Here is a 19,794-nt window from a genome sequence, read left to right as displayed (position 1 = left end):
CTTAGCCGCGGTTGCCGCCACCGGGGCGGGGACCTTTGCCGCCGCCGCCGGGGCGCGGGCCTCGGCCGCCCGGACGCCCGCCGCCCGGCTTGCCGCCGAAGGGCCGTCCGCCGCCTGCCGGCCGCTCGGATGAACGGCCTCCGAAGCTCTTGCCACCCGGCTTGTCGCCGAAGCTGCGGCCACGAGGCCGGTCATCGCCCGGCCGGTCCGAAGACCGTCCGCCGAAGCTTTTGCCCCCGAAGCCCTTGCCGGCAGGCTTGTCACCGAAACTCCGGCCGCGCGGCCTCTCTTCGGATGAACGCTCGCGGAAGGCGCGGGCAGGGCGCTCAGCGCCGTCCCGAGGCGGGCGGTCAGGACGCTCGCCGCGCGGCGCGCGATCCTCCCACGGCCGGTCGCCGCCGCGGTCGCGTCCGTCGTCCTCGCGGCGCGGACGCCGCGCCGGCCGTTCATCGCCACCGGTGCGCGTGAGCGGGCGCGACGTACGCGCCTCGTCGCCGCCACGCTCTTCGCGACCGCGCTCCTGGCGCGGCATGCGGTCGGGCCTGCGCTTGCTCTCACGGGCGGGCGCGGCGCGCTCCTCCGCCACCGGCGCGCTGACGCGCTCGACCAGCACCCGCCGGCCCTTCGGGTCGGCGATCGGCGTGTCGCGGCGGCGCTTCACGTCGCCGGTGGCCTCGCGTTCCTGCCGCTCCAGCTTCGGGTCGGCGCCGCGGCGTGGCGGGGCCTTGCGTTCGCGCTGCGGCTCGGTCTCGGCATCGCGCCAGACCGTGCGGGTCCAAGGCTTGTCGCCGCGCAATTCGCGCACCGCCTCGCGGCGGGTCTCATGCTCATCCTCGGCCGGTTCGCGGCGGCGGCGCGGGCGGTCGTCGCCGCCCGGGGCCGGGCGCGGTGCGGCGGGCAGGGCGTCGCGACGCGGCGATTCGAAATCGGCACCGGCCTTGGCCGCGAGCTCGGTGCCGAGCTGGTCCTGCAGCACGCGCGAGCGAATCTCATCGACCTCCCCCTCTTCGAGCTCGCCGAGCTGGAACGGGCCGAAGGAGATGCGGATCAGCCGGTTCACCGTCAGCCCGAGATGCTCGAGCACGGTCTTGACCTCGCGGTTCTTGCCCTCGCGCAGATCGACGGTCAGCCAGGTGTTGAAGCCCTGCTGGCGCTCGAAGCGCGCGATCACCGGCCCGTAATGGACGTCATCGATGGTGACGCCGTCCTTCACCGTGTCGAGCACGTCCTGCGTCACCTCGCCGAAGGCGCGGACGCGGTAGCGGCGCAGCCAGCCGGTTTCCGGCAGCTCCAGCACCCGCGCCAGCCCGCCGTCATTGGTGAGCAGCAGCAGGCCTTCGGTGTTGATGTCGAGCCGGCCGATGGTCAGCACGCGCGGCAGGTCCTCCGGCAGCACGTCGAAGACGGTCGGCCGGCCTTCCGGGTCGAAATTGGTCGTCACCACGCCGCGGGGCTTGTGGTAAAGCCACAGCCTTGTGCGCTCGCGGGCCGGCAAGGGCTCGCCGTCGATCAGCACGATATCGGTCGGCTTCACGTCGCGGGCCGGGCTGTCCAGCACAGTGCCGTTCACGCTGACGCGGCCTTCCGCGATCATCGCCTCGCTGTCGCGGCGCGAGGCGACGCCGGCGCGCGCCATCACCTTGGCGATCCGCTCCGGTTCGTCGGCCGTGATCAGCTTGCGCTCGGGCGCATCCTCGCGTGGGCGGCGCGGACGATCGTCATGCCCTTCGAAACGCGGCCCGCGCGGACGCGAAAAGCGCTTCTCGCCGTCGCGGCCCTCGCCACGCGGCGGCCGGTCGCCCTGCGGCCTGTCGCGGCCGGCGAAGGGACGGTCGCCGGTGCGGCGCGGACGCTCCTCGCCCGAACGCTCGCGGAAGCCGCGACCTTCGCCCTCGGCCCTGGCGCGGACCGGGCGGTCGCCATCGAAGCGGCGCGGGCGCGGAGCCTCGCCCTCGGCAGGGCGCTCGAAGCGGCGGGCCGGGCGGTCATCGCCGCCCGAACGGCTGCGGAACGGCTTGCGTTCGCCATCGCGCGCGGGGCCGCGACCTTCGCCGCCTGAGCGGCCACCGAAGCCTTTGCCACCGGAGCCGGGTCCACGGCCGCCGGCGCCGCCGCCCTTGCGTGGGCCGCGGCCTCTGTTGTTGTCGTCGTCTTTCATGGTTGCTCCTGAGCCGGCCGGGCACAACCGCTTTGCGGGAAAGGCCTGGCTCGCTTATTCGCTATAACCGGCGCTTGTAGCAGAGGCTTTCCCTCGCTGCGAGCGCCAAAGCTGGGGTTCTTGATGTCGAAACCGCAATCACCCTCCGCGCTTGACGCGATGGCGCTCGCCTTCGACGAGGCGAAGGCGGCTGCCTTGCGTGGCGAGGTCCCGGTCGGCGCTGTGATCGTGCGTGAAGGAACGGTCCTCGGCCGCGCCGGCAACCGCACGCTGGAACTGAAGGACCCAACGGCGCATGCCGAAATGCTGGCGCTTCGGCTCGCCTGCGAGGTGATCGGCAGCGAGCGCCTGATCGGCTGCGATCTCTACGTCACGCTCGAGCCCTGCCCGATGTGCGCGGCGGCGATCTCGTTTTCCCGGATCAGGCGGCTCTATTTCGGAGCGGGCGATCCGAAGGGCGGCGCGGTCGAGAACGGCGTCAGGCTCTACGAGAGCCCGACCTGCCACCATGCGCCGGAGGTTTATGGTGGCCTGCGCGAGACCGAGGCCGCGGGGCTGCTCCGGGATTTCTTCCGCGAGCGGCGCTGACGCTCAGGTATCCGACGAGGCGATGCCGAACTTGGCTGCCAGCTGCGCGCGGTCCATGCAGGAGACGTCATAGGTCACCTGCCGGCCCTTGAATTCAGGGCGCTTGCCGAATTCCCTGGTCATCGTCCGGGCGACATCGTCGATTCGCGCCTCGCAAGCTTGCACCGTGGTGAAGCCCATTTCGCTGATGCGGCTGGTCGCGCAATGCGCCTCGCCCGCGACGCAGGCCATGATGACCATGGTGAAGGCATCCATGCTGGCGCTCCTGCTGCTGCCGCTCGAGGCTGCGCCCGTATGGTTAGTGCTTGGTTAAACTTGTGAGCCGGCCCCGCTTTGCCAAGCAAGGGCCGGACCATCAGCCGAGGCTGCGCCAGCAGAGATAGGCACCCAGCGCCAGCAAGCCGGCGAAGAAGCAGATCTTGAAGGTGGCCGGCGAGATGCGGCTGCGGATGAACTGCCCGCCGCCCATGCCGATCAGCGCCGGGACGAGCGCCAGCAGCGATTGCCAGGCGACCGTGCCGTTGAGCGCCCCGGCACCGATCAGGCCGAAGGAGAGCGCCAGCGTCGAGACGATGAAGGAGATGCCGAGCGCCTGCACCAGCTCGTCCTTGTCGAAGCCGAGCGCCTGCAGATAGGGCACGGCCGGCAGAACGAAGACGCCTGTGGCCGCCGTGACGACACCCGTCGTGAAGCCGATAACGGGGCCGAGCCAACCTTCCCAGCGTGCGGGAACGCGCAGCTTTGCAGCCTTCAGGCCGACAAGGGCGTAGAGCACGAGTGCCAAGCCCAACCAGAGCGTGGCGTTGCCGTCCTTCTGTTGCTGCAGCAGGCCGGCGCCAGCCCAGGTACCCAGGCAGATGGTCGCGAGCATCGGCCAGAGCCGATGCAGGGTCGAATGCAGTTTCGGCCCGGTCGCGATCTGCCAGCCATTGGTGACGAGATTGGGCACGACCAGCAGTGCCGCGGCTTGTGCCGGGGCCATCACGACGCCGAGGATGCCGACCGCGATGGTCGGCAAGCCCAGTCCGATGACGCCCTTGACGAAGCCGGCGAGCACGAAGGTCGCGGTGACGAAGAGGAGGAGGGTCGTGTTGTCCATGTCTTGCTTGTGGCATCGCTGACGGCGGCTGTCGCGGCCCGATGCTACGGCCGTCGCCGTAGCGTTCCCGCTTGCGATGCGAAGGCGATGGAGCATCATGCGGCCATGAGCATGCAAGGTCCCTATCTCGCGGAGATCGCCCACCTGATGGGCGACCCGGCCCGCGCCAACATGCTGCACGCGCTGATGGACGGCCGCGCGCTGACGGCGAAGGAACTCGCCTGGATCGCCGGCGTCGCGCCGCAGACCGCGAGCGGCCATCTCGCCAAGCTGATGCAGGGCAAGCTGATCGACGTCGCCGTGCAGGGGCGCCATCGCTATTACCGGCTGGCCGGTCCGGAGGTCGCGACGGCGCTGGAAGGCCTGATGGTGCTCGCCAATCTCGACGGCACCAGCCGGCGCCTGCCTTCGCGCGTCGGCGCGGAACTGAGTCAGGCCCGCACCTGCTACGACCATTTCGCCGGAAGGCTCGGTATCGGCATCCATGATGCGTTGATGGCGGGCGGCCATCTCGCCGCGAGCGAGGGCGGCTATGCGCTGACGGCCTCGGGCAAGGCGATCTTCAGGGCGCTGGGGCTCGATCCCGACGCCACGGCCAGGAGCCGCCGCGCCGCCTTGCGTCCCTGCCTCGACTGGAGCGAGCGCCGGCCGCATCTCGCCGGCCATCTCGCGGCCTCGCTTGCTTGCCGCTGCTTCGAGATGGATTGGGTCCGCCGCCGCAAGGATGGCCGCGCCGTGATCCTGACCGAGGCAGGGCGAGGGGTGTTGGAAGCCGTGCTTCCCGGCTTCCGCTGCGATGCTCCGGAGCCGGTCAGCCCTGCGCTTCGAGAGCCCGTTCCAGCGCTCGCTTGACCTCGTCCTTGGTCGGCTCGGATGCCGCGAGGATCGCCTTGGCCTTGAAGAAGTCCAGCCCACCGATGCGGTCGGCGCCGGCCCGGATCAGGACATCCGGCGGCTCCTGCTCGATCAGGCGCTGGACCAGCGTCCGCGTCAGGATCTGCGAGGCGCCGACGAGCGCCTCCATCGCCCCGGGAATGCGCGCCTCGCCGGGCTCGGTCATGGGCGCGCTGACATCGACCGCGACCACGATGCGACCGGGCGCCAGCAACTTCCGATAGGGCAGGGGATCGATGGCGCCGCCATCGATCAGCACGCGCCCACCGAGCGCGACCGGCCGGATCAGCCCCGGAATAGCAAGCGAGGCAGCAACCGCCGGCGTCAGTGGCCCGTCATGCAGCGTGACTTCGCTGTGGCGATGGTAGTCCGCGGCAACCGCTGTGAACGGGATCGTCAGCTCCTCGAAGTGATCGGGCACAGCTTCCGGCCAGAACAGGTCGAGCAGCCTTTCGCCGTCGATGAGCACGGGATTGCCGAGGCCACGCACGAGGTCGGCGAGTTTGCCGACGCGGCAGTCGAGCAGGCGCGCGATCACCCTTGCCCGGTCGCGGAAGGTCGCCAGCACATGCTCGCGCAGCTCCCGGCCGGAGAGCCCGGCGGCATAGGCCGCGCCGATGATGGCGCCGATCGAGCAGCCGGATATTCGCGCGGGCTTGAGGCCGAGCTCGTCGAACGCCTCGAGCACTGCGATATGGCTGAGACCCCGTGCTCCACCTGCTCCAAGCACGAGTGCAATCTCGGGCGCACTTCCGCTTGGCGGCGCTTCGGAGGGGCGGGAACGTGGCATGCCGATTGTTCCCCTGGACCGGCTCAGGCCGCAGCCCGCGCCAGGAACGGCTTAAGCGCCGCGAGCGTCGCCTGTGGGTTCTCCTCCGGCAGGAAATGGCCGCTGTCTATCGCCTGCCCTTCGGCCTGTGGCGCGAAAGTCTGGTGCCAGATGGCGAGCGGGCTTGCGCCCTTGGCCGGGATGCCGGCCTCGCCCCAGAGCACGAGCGTCGGACAGAGGATGCGCTTGCCCGCCGCGAGATCGGCCTTGTCGTGTTCGATATCGATGGTGGCGCCGGCGCGATAATCCTCGCAGGCGGCATGGCTGCGCGAGGGATCGCTGAAGGATTCCGCGTAGGATTGCATCGCCAGCGGGTCGAACAGGTCGAGAGTCTTCGCCCGGCTCCAGCTCGCGATGGTGCGGTCGAGCCAGCCGACCGGATCGGCCTTGAGCAGGTTCTCCGGGATCGGCTCGGGCTGGGCCAGGAAGGTCCAGTGATAGACCTGCATGGCGCGCGCCGCGTTCATGCCCTCCCACATCGAGACGGTCGGCAGGATGTCGAGCAGGACGAGACGCTCGACGCGGCCGGGATGGTCGAGCGCGAGGCGATAGGCGACGCGCGCGCCGCGATCATGGCCGATCACGCCGAAGCGGATATGGCCGAGCGCCTGCATCACCGCGACGATATCCTCGCCCATGCCGCGCTTGGTATAGGTCTCCCGGCCGCCATCGCCATGCGGCGCCGCCGACCAGCCATAGCCGCGCAGGTCGGGGCAGACGACGGTGTGCGTCTTGGCCAGCTCCGGCGCCAGCCGGTGCCATTCGGCATGGGTCTGCGGAAAGCCGTGGATCAGCACCAGCGGCGGGCCCTCGCCGCCGACGCGCGCGAAGACCTTGCCGACCGGCCCGTCGATCCAGTGCGCCTTGAAGCCGGGGAAGAGACTATCGATGTTCGCCATGCGCGGCAGCATAGCCCCCGTCACAGCGCTGTGTCAGCCTTGCTCGCGCTTGACCGCCTGCCAGCCGATGTCGCGGCGGCAGAAGCCGCCGGGCCAGTCGATCTTGTCGACGGCCTCATAGGCACGCTTCTGCGCCTCGCCGACACTCTTGCCGAGCGCGACCACGTTCAGCACGCGCCCGCCATTGGCGACGAGATCGCCATTCTTGAGTTTCGTGCCGGCGTGGAAGACGAGGACCTCATCCAGCGCCTCGGCCTTCTCGACGTCGCGGATGACGCTGCCGGTCTCCGGCTTGGCGGGATAGCCTTTGGCCGCGAGCACCACGGTCAGCGCCGCCTCGTCGCGCCAGCGCAGATCGACCTGGTCGAGCACGCCGTCGCAGGCGGCGAGCAGCGCCGGCACGATGTCGCTCTTCAGGCGCGGCATCAGCACCTCGCATTCGGGATCGCCGAAGCGTGTGTTGTACTCGATCAGCTTCGGCCCCTGCGCCGTGATCATCAGCCCGGCGAAGAGCACGCCCTGGAACGGCGTGCCGCGCTTCGCCATGCCGGCCAGTGTCGGCCGGATGATCTCGGCCATGACGCGCTCGGTCAGAGCGGGCGTCATCACGGGGGCCGGCGAATAGGCGCCCATGCCGCCGGTATTCGGGCCGGTATCGCCGTCGCCGACGCGCTTGTGGTCCTGTGCCGAGGCGAGCGCCAGCGCATGTGCGCCGTCGCAGAGCGCGAAGAAGCTCGCTTCCTCGCCGATCATCCATTCCTCGACCACGACCTCGGCCCCGGCCGCGCCGAAGCTGCCCGAGAACATCATGTCGATGGCTTCGTTCGCCTGATCCAGCGTCTCGGCCATGATCACGCCCTTGCCGGCGGCGAGGCCGTCGGCCTTGATCACGATCGGCGCGCCCTGCGTGGCGACGTAAGTCTTGGCGGAAGCCGCGTCGCTGAAGCGGCCGAAGCCGGCGGTCGGGATATTGAACTCGGCGCAGAGTTCCTTGGTGAAGCCCTTCGACCCCTCGAGCTGGGCGGCAGCCTTGGACGGGCCGAAGACCTTGATGCCCGCTGCCCTGAGATCGTCGGCGATGCCGGCGACGAGCGGCCCTTCCGGTCCGACGACCACGAGGTCGATGCCCTGCAACCGGCAGAAGGCGACGACGGCGGCATGGTCGGCGATATCGACCACGACATTCTCGCCGCAATGGGCGGTGCCGGGATTGCCCGGCGCGATGAACAGCGCGTCGCAGAGCGGCGAGGCCGAAATTGCCCAGGCGAGCGCATGCTCGCGGCCGCCCGAACCGATCAGAAGAATTTTCATGGCGCTCTCCGCTCCGTCACGGGCGCAATAGCGGCACCTAGCGCCATGGGCAACGCTTCTGCTGTCTCTTTCATCCCGCTATGGTCCGGCCATGACCAGCGAATCGCAGCAGACGACCGGCAATGCGCCCGAATGGAGCGTCTCGGACCTCTCCGGTGCGCTGAAGCGTACCATCGAGGACAATTTCGGCTTCGTGCGCGTGCGCGGCGAGATTTCCGGCTATCGTGGCCCGGTCGCCTCCGGCCATGTCTATTTCTCGCTGAAGGACACCAACGCCAAGATCGACGCGGTGATCTGGAAGGGCGTATTCGGCCGCCTCAAGACGCGCCCGCAGGAAGGGCTGGAGGTCGTCGCCACCGGCAAGATCACCACCTTCGCCGGCAAGTCGAGCTACCAGATCGTCATCGATTCGTTGGAGCTGGCCGGTGCCGGCGCGCTGATGGCGCTGCTGGAGGAGCGCCGCAAGCGGCTCGCGGCAGAGGGCCTTTTCGCCGAGGAGCGCAAGCAGCTCATCCCCTATCTGCCTTCGGTCATCGGTGTGGTGACCTCGCCGACCGGCGCGGTCATCCGCGACATCCTGCACCGCCTTGAGGATCGCTTCCCGCGCCATGTCCTGGTCTGGCCGGTGCGTGTGCAGGGCGAGACCAGCGCGGCCGAGGTCGCCAATGCCATCGCCGGCTTCAACGCTCTGCCGGTGGGAGGGCGCATTCCCCGGCCGGATGTAATCATCGTCGCGCGCGGCGGCGGCTCGCTCGAAGACCTGATGAGCTTCAACGAGGAGATCGTGGTCCGTGCCGCCGCAGCCTCGGAAATCCCGCTTGTCTCCGCCGTCGGCCACGAGACCGACTGGACGCTGATCGACCACGCCGCCGACCTGCGTGCGCCCACGCCGACGGGTGCCGCCGAGAAGGTCGTGCCGGTACGCGCCGAGTTGATGGGCTTCATTGCCGATCTCGCACGTCGCCATGCGGGGGCGATGCTCCGCCTGTCGGACCGCCGCCGCAGCGACTTGAGGGCTCTCGCCCGCGCCTTGCCGGGGCCGGAAGCCGTTCTGTCCGGCCCGCGTCAGCGGTTGGACCTCGCGGCAACGAGGCTGGCGCCAGCCCTTGCCCGCAATGCGCGCACGCATGAGCAGCAACTGCAGGCCCTGTCTCGCCGGCTGGACGCGCGCTCGCCGCGCGTTGCACTCGCCCGGTTGCGGGCACAGCTCGACAGCTTCGGGCGGGCGCTTGCCGCCGCGCGGGGCAATGCCGTGTCCGGCGAGCGCACCCGGATCGCCAACGCCCGAGACCGTCTAGCGACGCTGGAAACACGTGCTCGCAACGCTTTTGGCCAGAGCCTGGTCCAGCGCGGCGAACGCGCCGTCGGCTTGGCTCAGCGGGCTGAGCGAGCCTTCGGCCAGACCTTGCATCGGCGCGCTGACCGGCTCGCCTCGCTCTGGACGCTGATCCGCTCGCTCGGGCCGGAGGCGGTGCTGTCGCGCGGTTATGCCCTGATCCGCGACGAGGCCGGCGCATTGGTGCGCAGCGTCGAGGTCGCCCAGCCGGGCAGGGCGCTTTCGGTGCAACTGGCCGATGGCAGCTTCGGCGTCACCGTTTCGGGCGGCGAAGCCGGCGGAGCGAAGCCGTCAGCGCCGCGCCCCTTGCGCAAGGCGCCGGTGCCGGGATCGCAGGGCGATCTGTTCTAGAACCTGCTTGTTTTCCGCGCAAACAAGGCGTCATCCCGGGCTTGACCCGGGATACATGCTGGAGCGGACCCGATTGAGGTTCAGGAATGGATCCCGGATCTTCGCTTCGCTGCGTCCGGGATGACCCGCGTCGGTCAACGAAAGCCTATCGACTTCAAGGAGCGGTCAGGAAGGCCTTGACCCGCTTCAGCGCGTCCTCGCGTGCCGCCATATTGGTGCCGACCGTTGCCTTGCCGGTGCCGCTGGCGGAATAGGCGATATTCTCGCGTTCTCTTACCTCGAGGCGCGGATGGTCGAAATCGTGAAGGGCGCCGGGATAGAGCACGAGGCCGACCTGCTCGCCGCGTCCTTGAGCCGCCTTGGCGAGATGGCTGCAGGGCGCGGCCGGGGTCCAGTCGTCGGCATCACCCATCAGGATCAGCAGCGGGATGCGGGCGGAGAAGCTCGGCGATTCCGACTGGCTGCGGCAGCTCGGATAGAAGGCCGCGGCGCGCTTGAAATCCGGCTTGCCATCTGTCGGGGCCTGCTCCTTGCGGATCGCGGTCAGCACGGTCAGGCCGCCGCTCGACCAGCCGAGCAGGGCGATCGAGTCAGGCTTGATGTTGCCGCGCTGCTGCAGCCAGATCCGGGCCGCCGCGGCATCGGCGACGCGCTCGCGCCCGGCCCGCACCGTCAGGTCCTTCACGCCGCATTGCGAGCCGAGCCCGCGCGAGCCGTAGCTGTCCGGCATCAGCACGGCGAAGCCGGCGGCGGCGAGGCGCTCGCCCCAATCGGCATGCCGCATCGAGAGTTGGCCTTGAGCGCGCCACAAGCCGCCGCAACCATGCAGGGCGATCACCGCCGGGAAAGGCCCCTGGCCGGCCGGCAGATAGAAGAGACCCGTCAGCGTTCCCTGCTCGGAGGGAATGGCCACGCGCTCGTAGCCACCGGCGCGAGCAGCCGGTGTTGCGAGCAGCGCAAGGCTCATCAGGCACGCCATGAGGCGCAGGAGACTGGACATCGCCGACCAGAGGGTTATCACAAACCTCGGAGTATCCTGGCTTTCCGTTTCCCGATCAATGATTTGATGCAATTTTGATGAATATCAGCGAGCGTCTCCCGCCTCATGGCCCCGAAGCCGTCGTCGACTACCGCGCCGGCGACTTCCATGTCGTCAAACCGGGCGCCTTCGTGCGCTGCGCCGTGACGGGCGCGCCGATCCGTCTCGACGATCTCCGCTACTGGTCGATCGAATGGCAGGAAGCCTATTCATCGTCGGAAGCCGCGCTGCTCAGGCTGCGCCGCGCCGGCCGCGCCTGACGACAACTCAGCTCGCCTTGCCGAGGGCGGCAAGCAGGTCGCTGATCGCGGCCGGCTCCGCGAAAGCCAGCGTAACCGGCACCACGACCAGCACGTCGCGCGCATTCCCGGGCCAGAGCGGCGCGAGCTTGGTCCAGTCCTTCTCCGTCGTCGCGATCAACGCAGCGTGTTCCCGGGCGATCGCGAGCGCAGTCGCGACATCGCTTTCCAGATAGGCGTGGTGATCGCCATGGGCCTGTTCGGCCGCGATGATCGCCCCAGCATCCCGCAAGGTCGCAGCGAATTTTTCCGGCCGCCCGATCCCTGACAGCGCCACGACCTTCCCCCCGCGCAAGCGCTCGACGGCGGTAGCGGCGGGCTTGAGGGCGGCTGCGAGAACCGGCTTCTTCGCCGCTCGCGCGACGGCGGCGACGCGTTCTCCTGCATCCCCGCCACCGATCACGATGACGGCGTCTGCCTCGCTCATCTGCTCTGCAAGCGGAGCACGCAGCGGTCCGGCAGGAAGGCACAGGCCGTTGCCGGCTCCGCTCGACCCGTCGACCACCGCGAGTTTGAGATGCTTGACCAGCGACGGGTTCTGCAGCCCGTCATCCATCACGACGACGCTGGCGCCAAGCCCTCGCGCCAGCCTCGCGCCGGCCACCCGGTCGCGGGCGATGACCGTGCGGACATGGCGCGCCATCAGCAGCGGCTCGTCGCCGGTATCGGCCGCGCGATGCCGGTCGGGATCGACCTCGACCGGCCCGGCGAGCCGGCCGCCATAGCCGCGCATCAGCACGAAGGGCTTTTCGCCCCGTGCGTCCAGCAGGCGGGCGATGGTGATCGCCGTCGGCGTCTTGCCGGCGCCGCCGGCGATGAAGTTGCCGACGCAGATCACCGGAAGGCCGGCTTCGGTTCCGGGCTGCCGCATCCGCTGCAAGGTGATCCGGCCGTAGAGGAAGCCGAGCGGCTGGAGCAACCGGGCGAGCAGCGTTGGTGTCTCCCGCCACCAGAAGCGCGGGGCGCGCCGCAGCATCAGGGCGCGCTCTCGCGCTGGCCGATCGCGACCCGCATCAACAGGGGCTCGATTGCATGGAGCGTGCGGTTCAGCGCGCCGCCGAGTTCGGTCGCGGTCTGCGCGGCAGCGCGCGCCGCCTGCCGGGCCTCGGCCGGGTTGTTCAGCCAGCGATGGGCCGCCCCGGCCAGCGCCTGCGCATCGGCGACCGCGCGCGAGCCGCCGTCGCGGTCGAAGGCGGCGAAGATCTCAGCATTGTTATGGACATGCGGCCCGTGCAGCAGGGCGCAACCGAGCTTCGCCGGCTCGATCGGGTTATGCCCGCCAATGCCTTCGACCAGCGAGCCGCCGAGGAAGGCGACCTGCGACAAACGGTAGAACAGCCCGAGCTCGTTGACGGTATCCGCGACATAGAGATCGACATCGCGCTCGGGGCTGCCCCCAGTCGCGCGGCGCGAGACGGCGACGTCGTTCGCTTCCGCCAGCGCCTCGATCTCCGGGCCGCGTTGCGGGTGGCGCGGTGCGATGATGGTGAGCAGCTTCGGCAGATAGGGCTTGATCGCGAGATGGGCGGCGAGCACCAGCTCGTCCTCGCCGGGATGCGTGCTGGCGGCGATCCAGACCGGGCGGCCGGTCGTCTGGCCGTCGAGGATGGCGAGCGTGTCGGGGTCGGCCGGCGGGGCCGGCACGTCGAATTTCAAGTTGCCGCTGACGCTGACGCGCGGCGCGCCGAGCTGGGCCAGGCGCTCGGCATCGCCCTGCGACTGCGCGAGGCAGGCCTCGAAGCAGGAGAGCAGGAAGCGCGAGGTCTTCGGCATCTTGTACCAGCGCGCGAAGGAGCGCTCCGACATCCGGCCATTGACCATCACGACGGGGATATCGCGGCGCTGCGCCTCGATCAGCAAATTCGGCCAGATCTCGGATTCGCAGATCAGGCACAGGTCCGGGCGCCAGTGATCCATGAAGCGGCGCATGTAGCGGGGAACGTCGAGCGGGATGTATTGGTGGATCACGCCGCCCGGCAGCCTGGCCGCCATCAGCTTCGCCGAGGTGACGGTACCCGAGGTCACCAGCACAGCGAAGCCGCGCTTCTGCAGTTTGGCGATCAGGGGCAGCAGGGTCACGGTCTCGCCGACGCTGGCGCCGTGCAGCCAGACCAGCGGCTTGTTCGGCCGCTTGACACCCGCGTGGCCGCGCCGTTCGGCAAGCCGCGTGGCATCCTCCTTGCCGCGCCGCTGGCGCCAGAGCAGGAGCCCGGCTGCCGCGGGCTCCAGCAGGGAGGTCGCGTAGCGATAGCTGCGGAGGATCGCGCCCTTGCCACTCATGCCGGTGCCCCGGCAGTCAGCTGCTTTTCACGCAGGCCGGCGCCCGGATCGCTGCTGCCGACCAGCGCATAGCCGCGGGCATGGACGTCGTCGAGGCTGGCCTGAACCGCGAGGCGCGCCGCCTCCTGCGCCGCCTCGTCGGCGTCGCGCGCGACCAGGATCGGCTCGCCGACGACGATGGCGCAGCGCCCGAAGGGCAGGCCGATCGAGGCACGGTCCCAGCTGTTGAAATCGATGCGGCGGCTGGTGACCACGGCGACCGCGCGGATCGGCCGCCCGGAAGCCCGGGCCAAAGCGATGATGCCGGGGCCGACGATACGGGCGCGTTTCGGCACATCGGCCGTCAGCACCATGGTGTCGCCCGCCGCGAGCCTGCGGACCATCGCGAGGAAGGCGGCGGCGCCCCCCTTCTCGCGAACTTTCTTGCCGAGCGCGCCCGAGCCGCGGATCGCGCCGATGCCGAGCTCGCGTAGCGCCACGGCATTGAAGCCGCCATCGCCATGGCGCGAGACCAGCGAGCAGGCCGGCATCCAGTCCGGCCGGGCGAAGGGGATCATGATGTGCTGGCCGTGCCACATCGCGAAGATCAGCGGCAGGTCAGGCCGGACATGGTCGTAGATATCGGCAGGCTCGAAGACGATCCGGTTCGTGCGCTGCACGAGGCGCAGATAGCCGGCCAGCAGGCGACCGAGCGTTTCCTGCGCCACGCGTGTCTTGAGGATCGAAAAACCCATGGGTCCTGTCGTTCTAAGCCTGTCTTGGCTCAGCTCTTGGCGGTCTCGGGGTCGAGCAGCCGGTGAAGATGGACGATGAAATAGCGCGTCTGCGCCTGGTCGACGGTCTGCTGCGCCTTGGCCTTCCAGGCGGTGTGGGCCGTGGCATAGTTCGGGAAGACGCCGACGATGTCGAGCTTCGCCAGATCCTTGAAGGTAATGCCGTCGAGCGAGGCGAGTTCGCCACCCAGCACGAGGTGAAGAAGCTGTTTCTGTTCCGGTTCCGCGCTCATCGAACTCTCCTGCAGGGGCTGCTTGGCGCCCCCATAAGCCATCCCGGCGGTCCATGCGAGCGGGCCGCGCGGAAGCGTTGAAAAAAATCGTCAGACGGGCTGCGTCCGTCCGTCGCGCAGCCGCTCGATCGCGCCCTGCAAAGGCGTGGCAAGCCTGCCGTTGCTGGCCGCGAGCATGCCATGGACCGGCATCGCGCGATTGTACACGACCGGGCTCCCCTCGCCGTCGGTGAGCCGCCCGCCGGCCTCGCTCAGCACGAGATCGGCCGCAGCCAGATCCCAGTCACGGGCATCGGGCGAGATCAGGCCGGCATCGATGGTGCCGTCGGCGATGCGCGTCAGGCGCAGCGCCAGCGAGGGAATCCGGCCGACCGCCTCGAAGCTCTCGAACTGCGCAAGCGCATCGAGCATCGGCTTGGGGCCGGCGATGCGAGCGCCGGCCAGCGTGTTCGCGGATGAGGTCTGGATGATCTCGCCGTTGAGCGTCGCGCCGCCGCTGGCGAGCGCGTGGTAGGTGGCCTGGCAGGCCGGCGCATGGACGATGCCGAGGACGGGCGCGCCCTGGTCGAGCAGCGCGACGCAGACGGCCCAGTCCGGCGAGCCCTGCATGAAGGCGCGCGTGCCGTCGATCGGATCGACGACCCAGACGAAGCGGTGCGACAGCCGCTGCGCATCGTCGACCGTTTCCTCGGACAGCCAGGCGGCTTCCGGCAGCAGCTCGGACAACCGGATCCGCAGAAAGGTGTCGACGCCGATATCCGCTTCGGTGACGGGCGATCCGCCGCTCTTCGACCAGGTCCGCGCGGCCGTCGTCGCGCCCGGCCGGAACAGCTCCAGGGCGATCGTGCCGGCTTCCAGGCAGCTTTCACCGACGGCCTTCAGCAGCTCGGCCGCGATCGGTAGCGTGATGGCGTTCATGGCTTTCCTATCGGCCGTGAAAGTCGCTGTTTCAAGCCGAAAATGCGGCCACTGATCGAAAGATTCCGTCAAGCATCCGGCGGGAAAGGGCTCGTTTCGGGCCCGATCGGGGCGAAAACACCTTCCTTTAACCCAACCCTTTAAGCGCTCGGACACGGCTGGCGGCCATCCTCGCAGGGCAAGCACGAGAGCCCCGGCATCGACAGAGGGCTCCGTTGCAGCAGGGATTAGAGAGAGGCGTTATAACCGATGGCCAGCGTCACGCAGGCTGCCGGAGAGAGCGGTTTTGTGCCTGCTCTCTCCGGTGCTCCGACCACCACAGCGATCGTTTCCCGCAACCCGATGCCGGCCCGTCCGGTCGCTCCGGCGATCGAGCGCATCGGTTCGGTGCGGATTCTGCGCGGCAAGGCCAATTGGCGCGGCGTCGCGCTGCGGCTGGCCAATCCTGCCGGTGACGACGAGCGTTTCGAACTGGCCCTGACCGCCGGCGACGGCCGCTCAATCGTCGTGGCTTCCGTGGATCAGGACGACGCGGTTGCGCTCTGGCGGGATTTCGGCAGGACCAGTGGCCTGCCGCTCTTGCTCGAAGGGGCCGATGGCGTGGTGACGGAGCCCTATCCGCAGCTCGGCCGCGTCGCGCTGGGGGCGGTCCGCATCCGCCGCCGTCACGGCCTGCTCAACGGCCGCCGCCCGCGCTTCCTGACACGCCGCAAGACCGGACGTCTGCCCGAACTGCCGGTGATTGTCAGCGGCGACCGGATGACCGACTGATCCTCAGAATATCGAACGACTCATCGCATCGAGCGCGAACCCGGCCGCCAGCAGCAGGCCGGCGTCGCGATTCGAGCGGAATATCCTGAGTGCTTCGGGCGCTGTCGCGCCGTTGATGCGGGTAACCTGCCGGCCGAGATGCAGGACGAAGGCGGCGAAGCCGAGCCAGGCGGCCGGCCCGCCGCCAACCAGCCAGATCGCGATGCCCGTGAGCACGGCCGCCAGCGCGAAGCAGAGCGCCACGGCCTCGCGCGTATGGTCGCCGAAATAGCGTGCGCTCGAGCGGATGCCGGCGATGACGTCGTCTTCCAGATCCTGCATCGCGTAGATCGTGTCGTAACCGACCGTCCAGGCGATGGAGGCCGCGTAGATCAGGTACGCGGGTGCGTCGAGCCGGCCGAAAACGGCGCTCCAGCCCATCAAGCCGCCCCATGAGAAGGCGAGGCCGAGCACGAATTGCGGCATGTTCGTGATCCGCTTCATGAACGGATAGATCGCGACGATCACGAGCGAGGCGATGCCGAGCACGATCGTGAAGCGGTTGAATTGCAGCAGCACGACCAGACCGAGGAGCGCTTGCGCAACCATGAACAGGGCGGCTGCCTTCGCCGTCACCTGCCCGGACGGCAGAGGCCGGCCGCGTGTGCGCGCCACCTCGGCGTCGAGCTTGCGGTCGATGATGTCGTTGAAGGTGCAGCCCGCGCCGCGCATCAGCACCGCGCCGACAAAGAAGAGCAGGCAGTGCCAGGGATTGGGATAAGGCTGGCCGGCAGCGATGGCGGCAAGTCCCGCCGCCCACCAGCAGGGCATGAGCAGGAGCCACCAGCCGATCGGCCGCTCGATGCGGGCGAGTTTCAGGAACGGTCTGGTCGCGAAGGGAGCCCGCGTGTCGACCCAATGCCCTTTGAGCGCATCGGGCAAAGGTGCGTCAGGAAGCGGGGCGTCGCGCCCCGGCATCGTTCCTGCGGGTGTCGGCTCGGGCATGGCGCCGTGGCGCCGGTTAGAGCGCGCCCTGCGGGACGCGCATCCCGCCGCCGACGCCACTGGTGATGGAATCGGCGCCGCCGAACGGGCTGGAGCCCTGTGCCTGCTGCTGGGCGCGGCGCATCATCTGTGCCTGCTGCTTGACGGCGTTGCAGGCCTGGGTGCGGAAGCCGGCCACCTTCTTGTTGTCGGCCTGCATGCCTTCGATGAAGGTCGCGGGAATCTGGCACCAGTCCTGGTTGGCCGTGGCGAACTTGATCGCGGCGTCGCCGTTGCTGACGAGGCGGCCGAAGGAGCTGCAGGCTTCCTGCGGCGTCATCTTCTTCTTGGCCTTCTGGGCGGCCGACAGCCGCGACACGATCGATTGCCGCTCGGCGAGCAGCTTCTGGATCTGCTCGCAGCCCGAGGCCTGCGCATGTGCGGGGGCAGCCGCCAGGAACGGGGCCACGGCAAGGCCGAGCACCGCGATAACGCCTGAAGCCATCCAACGCCGCATGGTGTCCTTACTCCGGATTGCCGGCCCGCCCGGCCGATCGTTAGATACGTCCTTAACAGCAGGCGCTGTTAACGCCAACGACTCTTGCGAGTCCATGGGTGGCCTTCTGGGGTGCCGCGCCTGCTACATGGGGATTGTGGCGTTTTTCGCGCTGTCCTCACCGCTATCATCGAAGCCTGGAGGCGCCTGCGCTCATGTCCGTTCCCGATTTCGCCCGGCACCGGCTCTTCATCGACCAGCCTCTCGCTGCTGCCGCGATTCTCCCGCTCGAGCGCGAGCAGGCCAACTATCTGCTCAATGTCCTGCGTTTGCGGGCCGAGGGCACGGTGCTCGTCTTCAACGGGCGTGACGGCGAATGGCTGGCGCGCCTCGTGCCGGAAGGGCGCAAGCAGGCGAATCTGGAGCTTGTGCGCCAGACCAGGCCGCAGCCACCGGCATCCGACCTGCATTATCTGTTCGCCCCGTTGAAGCATGCACGGCTGGATTACATGGCGCAGAAGGCGGTGGAGATGGGGGCGGGCGTGCTGCAGCCCGTCCTGACCCGGCGCACTCAGGTTTCGCGATTGAACCTCGACCGGATGCGCGCCAATGCCGTCGAGGCGGCCGAACAATGCGGCATCCTGAGCCTGCCGCAGATCGAGCCGGAGCGGCCGCTCGAAGCCGCGCTCTCGGGCCTGGCGCCGGAACGGGTGCTGATCTTCTGCGATGAAGGCCTGGCGGAGGCGAGCCCGATCTCGGCACTGGCGGAGTGCAAGCCCGCGCCGCTTGCCGTCCTGATCGGACCCGAAGGTGGCTTCGACGAGGCCGAGAGGAACCTGATCCGCGCGCGGCCCAACACGCTGCCGATCTCGCTCGGCCCGCGCATCCTGCGGGCGGACACGGCCGCGGTAGCGGCCCTTGCACTGGTTCAGGCGGTTCTCGGCGACTGGCCTCGCGTCTGACGGAAGGATAGCAGGCCTGTCGCCAGCGCCGGTCGCCTTTGCACGAATGCACGGTTCCGGTCGTTGTGGAGCGCCCGGCGCTCGCCTATGTCTGTGCATCCTCTGCCGGCTTCCTCTGCACCTTCGGTGTCGGGGCCGGTCGTCTTGCCTCATCTGCCGGAGCGCCCATGGCTCGCGACGTGTCCGATTCGACCCCGGTCGATTCCAAGGCCGAACTGATTGCGTGGATCGCCGACGGCGAGAAACCGGCCTCGTCCTTCCGGATCGGCACCGAGCACGAGAAATTCCCGTTCTATCAAAGCGATCTCGCTCCCGTCCCCTATGAGGGGCGCGCCGGCGCCGGCGGCATCCGCGCCTTGCTGGAGGGCATGCAGCAGCGGCTCGGCTGGGAGCCGATCGTCGATGCCGGCCATATCATCGGCTTGGCCGGGCCGGATGGCGGCGGGGCGATCTCGCTGGAGCCGGGCGGACAGTTCGAATTGTCCGGCGCGCCGCTGGAGACGCTTCACGAGACGCAGGCCGAGCTTCAGGCCCATCTCGCCGACGTCAAGGCGGTGGCCGCTCCGTACGGCATCGGCTTCGTCGCGCTCGGCGCCTCGCCGCTCTGGACCCGCGCCGAGACGCCGGTGATGCCGAAGGGCCGCTACAAGATCATGGCGAACTACATGCCGAAGGTCGGCACGAGGGGCCTCGACATGATGTTCCGGACCTGTACCGTCCAGGTCAATCTCGATTTCGCCAGCGAAGCGGACATGGTCCGCAAGCTCAGGGTCTCGCTGGCGCTGCAGCCGCTCTCCACCGCGCTGTTCGCTTCCTCGCCCTTCCTCGAACGCAAGCTCAACGGCTTCCAGTCGATGCGCTCCGAGATCTGGCGCGATACCGACCTCGCCCGCTCCGGCATGCTCGCCTTCGCCTTCGACGAGGGCATGTCCTATGAGGGTTATGTCGACTGGGCGCTCGACGTGCCCATGTATTTCGTCAAGCGCGGCGACACCTATCACGACGTCGCCGGCGCATCTTTCCGCGACCTTTTGGCCGGACGCCTGCCGCAGTTGCCGGGCGAGAAGGCCACGATGTCCGATTGGGCCAACCATCTCTCGACGGTCTTCCCCGAAGTCAGGCTGAAGCGCTTCCTGGAGATGCGCGGCGCCGATGCCGGCCCGCCCGACATGCTCGCCGCGATGCCGGCCTTCTGGGTCGGGTTGCTCTATGATGCGACCGCGCTCGACGCGGCCTGGGACCTCGTCAAGAACTGGAGCGCTGCGGAGCGGCAGGCGCTGCGCGATGCGGTTCCGCGCGAAGGATTGGCCGCGACGATCGGCGGGCGCAAGCTCGGCGAGATCGCCGGCGAAGTGCTGGAACTGTCGCGGGCCGGTCTCGCCCGCCGGGCGCGCCTGAATGCCGCTGGCACGGATGAAAGCGCCTACCTCGCTCCCCTGCACGGGATCGTGGCGCGCGGGCAGACGCTCGCCCAGCATCTTGCGGCGCGCTATCGCGGCGAATGGGGCGGCACCGTCGAGCCGGTCTTCACCGAATTGGCGTTGTAGGCTCGAGCGTCCCGGAAAATCGTGATACCCGCCGCATTGCAGCGGGTA

The 19,794-nt window shown here is 69.1% G+C and carries 21 protein-coding genes; 7 read left to right on the top strand and 14 right to left on the bottom strand.

The genetic code is table 11. From position 1 onward, the window contains the following. Position 1: 1 nt before the first annotated feature. Positions 2-2,158 carry a pseudouridine synthase gene (locus tag AC6RIC_RS20915; protein WP_499733753.1) on the bottom strand — a complete coding sequence of 719 codons (2,157 nt, stop codon included), beginning with the start codon at positions 2,156-2,158 and terminating at the stop codon, positions 2-4. Positions 2,159-2,281: 123 nt separating this feature from the next. On the opposite strand from AC6RIC_RS20915, the gene AC6RIC_RS20910 reads away from it, so the two are divergent. Next, positions 2,282-2,746 (top strand): nucleoside deaminase, encoded by a 465-nt coding sequence (locus AC6RIC_RS20910; protein WP_499733752.1) that lies wholly within the window; start codon positions 2,282-2,284, stop codon positions 2,744-2,746. Positions 2,747-2,749: 3 nt separating this feature from the next. Here the strand turns inward: AC6RIC_RS20910 and AC6RIC_RS20905 are convergent, their stop codons facing one another. Together AC6RIC_RS20905 and AC6RIC_RS20900 are read right to left on the bottom strand one after the other, a co-directional pair. After that, positions 2,750-3,001 (bottom strand): hypothetical protein, encoded by a 252-nt coding sequence (locus tag AC6RIC_RS20905; RefSeq protein WP_499733751.1) that lies wholly within the window; start codon positions 2,999-3,001, stop codon positions 2,750-2,752. 100 nt (positions 3,002-3,101) lie between these two features. Continuing rightward, on the bottom strand, positions 3,102-3,845 hold the full coding sequence (locus AC6RIC_RS20900) for a sulfite exporter TauE/SafE family protein (protein ID WP_499733750.1): 744 nt from the start codon (positions 3,843-3,845) through the stop codon (positions 3,102-3,104). Between the two features lie 105 nt (positions 3,846-3,950). Between AC6RIC_RS20900 and AC6RIC_RS20895 the strand changes: the two genes are divergently transcribed. Continuing rightward, complete coding sequence (locus AC6RIC_RS20895; protein ID WP_499733749.1) at positions 3,951-4,697, top strand: ArsR/SmtB family transcription factor; 747 nt, start codon at positions 3,951-3,953, stop codon at positions 4,695-4,697. Here the strand turns inward: AC6RIC_RS20895 and AC6RIC_RS20890 are convergent. The 3 genes from AC6RIC_RS20890 to purD are packed head-to-tail and all read right to left on the bottom strand — an operon-like array spanning position 4,657 to position 7,778. Then, positions 4,657-5,529, bottom strand: coding sequence for a patatin-like phospholipase family protein (locus AC6RIC_RS20890; RefSeq protein ID WP_499733748.1), 873 nt, complete (start codon positions 5,527-5,529; stop codon positions 4,657-4,659). The genes AC6RIC_RS20895 and AC6RIC_RS20890 overlap by 41 nt on opposite strands. A gap of 23 nt (positions 5,530-5,552) precedes the next feature. Next, a complete protein-coding gene (locus tag AC6RIC_RS20885; RefSeq protein ID WP_454657937.1) occupies positions 5,553-6,467 on the bottom strand; it encodes an alpha/beta fold hydrolase in 915 nt (304 codons plus the stop codon). 33 nt (positions 6,468-6,500) lie between these two features. Beyond that, a complete protein-coding gene (gene purD / locus AC6RIC_RS20880; RefSeq protein ID WP_454657936.1) occupies positions 6,501-7,778 on the bottom strand; it encodes a phosphoribosylamine--glycine ligase in 1,278 nt (425 codons plus the stop codon). A 91-nt stretch (positions 7,779-7,869) separates the two neighbouring features. On the opposite strand from purD, the gene xseA reads away from it, so the two are divergent. After that, on the top strand, positions 7,870-9,465 hold the full coding sequence (gene xseA / locus AC6RIC_RS20875) for an exodeoxyribonuclease VII large subunit (protein WP_499733747.1): 1,596 nt from the start codon (positions 7,870-7,872) through the stop codon (positions 9,463-9,465). A gap of 154 nt (positions 9,466-9,619) precedes the next feature. Here the strand turns inward: xseA and AC6RIC_RS20870 are convergent, their stop codons facing one another. Beyond that, on the bottom strand, positions 9,620-10,432 hold the full coding sequence (locus AC6RIC_RS20870) for a dienelactone hydrolase family protein (RefSeq protein ID WP_499733746.1): 813 nt from the start codon (positions 10,430-10,432) through the stop codon (positions 9,620-9,622). A gap of 110 nt (positions 10,433-10,542) precedes the next feature. Between AC6RIC_RS20870 and AC6RIC_RS20865 the strand changes: the two genes are divergently transcribed. Further along, on the top strand, positions 10,543-10,764 hold the full coding sequence (locus AC6RIC_RS20865; protein WP_454657933.1) for a DUF2093 domain-containing protein: 222 nt from the start codon (positions 10,543-10,545) through the stop codon (positions 10,762-10,764). Positions 10,765-10,771: 7 nt separating this feature from the next. Here the strand turns inward: AC6RIC_RS20865 and lpxK are convergent, their stop codons facing one another. The 5 genes from lpxK to AC6RIC_RS20840 all read right to left on the bottom strand — a co-directional run bounded on the left by lpxK (position 10,772) and on the right by AC6RIC_RS20840 (position 15,007). Next, positions 10,772-11,779, bottom strand: a complete 1,008-nt coding sequence (lpxK, locus tag AC6RIC_RS20860; protein WP_499733745.1) for a tetraacyldisaccharide 4'-kinase — start codon at positions 11,777-11,779, stop codon at positions 10,772-10,774. Then, entirely contained in the window at positions 11,779-13,083 is a 1,305-nt protein-coding gene (locus tag AC6RIC_RS20855) for a 3-deoxy-D-manno-octulosonic acid transferase (RefSeq protein WP_499733744.1), read from the bottom strand. The genes lpxK and AC6RIC_RS20855 overlap by 1 nt, the downstream gene beginning before the upstream one ends. Then, positions 13,080-13,817: a lysophospholipid acyltransferase family protein gene (locus AC6RIC_RS20850; RefSeq protein ID WP_499733743.1), complete on the bottom strand. Its 738-nt coding sequence runs from the start codon at positions 13,815-13,817 to the stop codon at positions 13,080-13,082. Before AC6RIC_RS20850 ends, AC6RIC_RS20855 begins: the two co-directional genes overlap by 4 nt. A gap of 29 nt (positions 13,818-13,846) precedes the next feature. After that, positions 13,847-14,089 (bottom strand): DUF4170 domain-containing protein, encoded by a 243-nt coding sequence (locus AC6RIC_RS20845; RefSeq protein WP_257732430.1) that lies wholly within the window; start codon positions 14,087-14,089, stop codon positions 13,847-13,849. 90 nt (positions 14,090-14,179) lie between these two features. Beyond that, a complete protein-coding gene (locus tag AC6RIC_RS20840) occupies positions 14,180-15,007 on the bottom strand; it encodes a 3'(2'),5'-bisphosphate nucleotidase CysQ (protein ID WP_499733742.1) in 828 nt (275 codons plus the stop codon). A gap of 249 nt (positions 15,008-15,256) precedes the next feature. Between AC6RIC_RS20840 and AC6RIC_RS20835 the strand changes: the two genes are divergently transcribed. Beyond that, complete coding sequence (locus AC6RIC_RS20835; RefSeq protein WP_499733741.1) at positions 15,257-15,778, top strand: DUF6101 family protein; 522 nt, start codon at positions 15,257-15,259, stop codon at positions 15,776-15,778. A 3-nt stretch (positions 15,779-15,781) separates the two neighbouring features. On the opposite strand, the gene ubiA is transcribed toward AC6RIC_RS20835, so the two are convergent. Further along, entirely contained in the window at positions 15,782-16,762 is a 981-nt protein-coding gene (gene ubiA, locus AC6RIC_RS20830; protein ID WP_454657927.1) for a 4-hydroxybenzoate octaprenyltransferase, read from the bottom strand. A gap of 16 nt (positions 16,763-16,778) precedes the next feature. Continuing rightward, entirely contained in the window at positions 16,779-17,246 is a 468-nt protein-coding gene (locus tag AC6RIC_RS20825) for a hypothetical protein (protein ID WP_454657926.1), read from the bottom strand. Between the two features lie 206 nt (positions 17,247-17,452). Here AC6RIC_RS20825 and AC6RIC_RS20820 point away from each other — a divergent pair, with 206 nt between their 5' ends. Further along, positions 17,453-18,199, top strand: a complete 747-nt coding sequence (locus AC6RIC_RS20820) for a 16S rRNA (uracil(1498)-N(3))-methyltransferase (protein ID WP_454657925.1) — start codon at positions 17,453-17,455, stop codon at positions 18,197-18,199. Positions 18,200-18,366: 167 nt separating this feature from the next. Further along, positions 18,367-19,746 carry a glutamate--cysteine ligase gene (locus AC6RIC_RS20815; protein WP_499733740.1) on the top strand — a complete coding sequence of 460 codons (1,380 nt, stop codon included), beginning with the start codon at positions 18,367-18,369 and terminating at the stop codon, positions 19,744-19,746. The last annotated feature ends 48 nt before the right edge of the window (positions 19,747-19,794 follow it).

The sequence above is a fragment of the Allobosea sp. TBD101 genome, from assembly GCF_059817965.1.
This window is presented reverse-complemented; position numbering and strand designations above follow the sequence as displayed.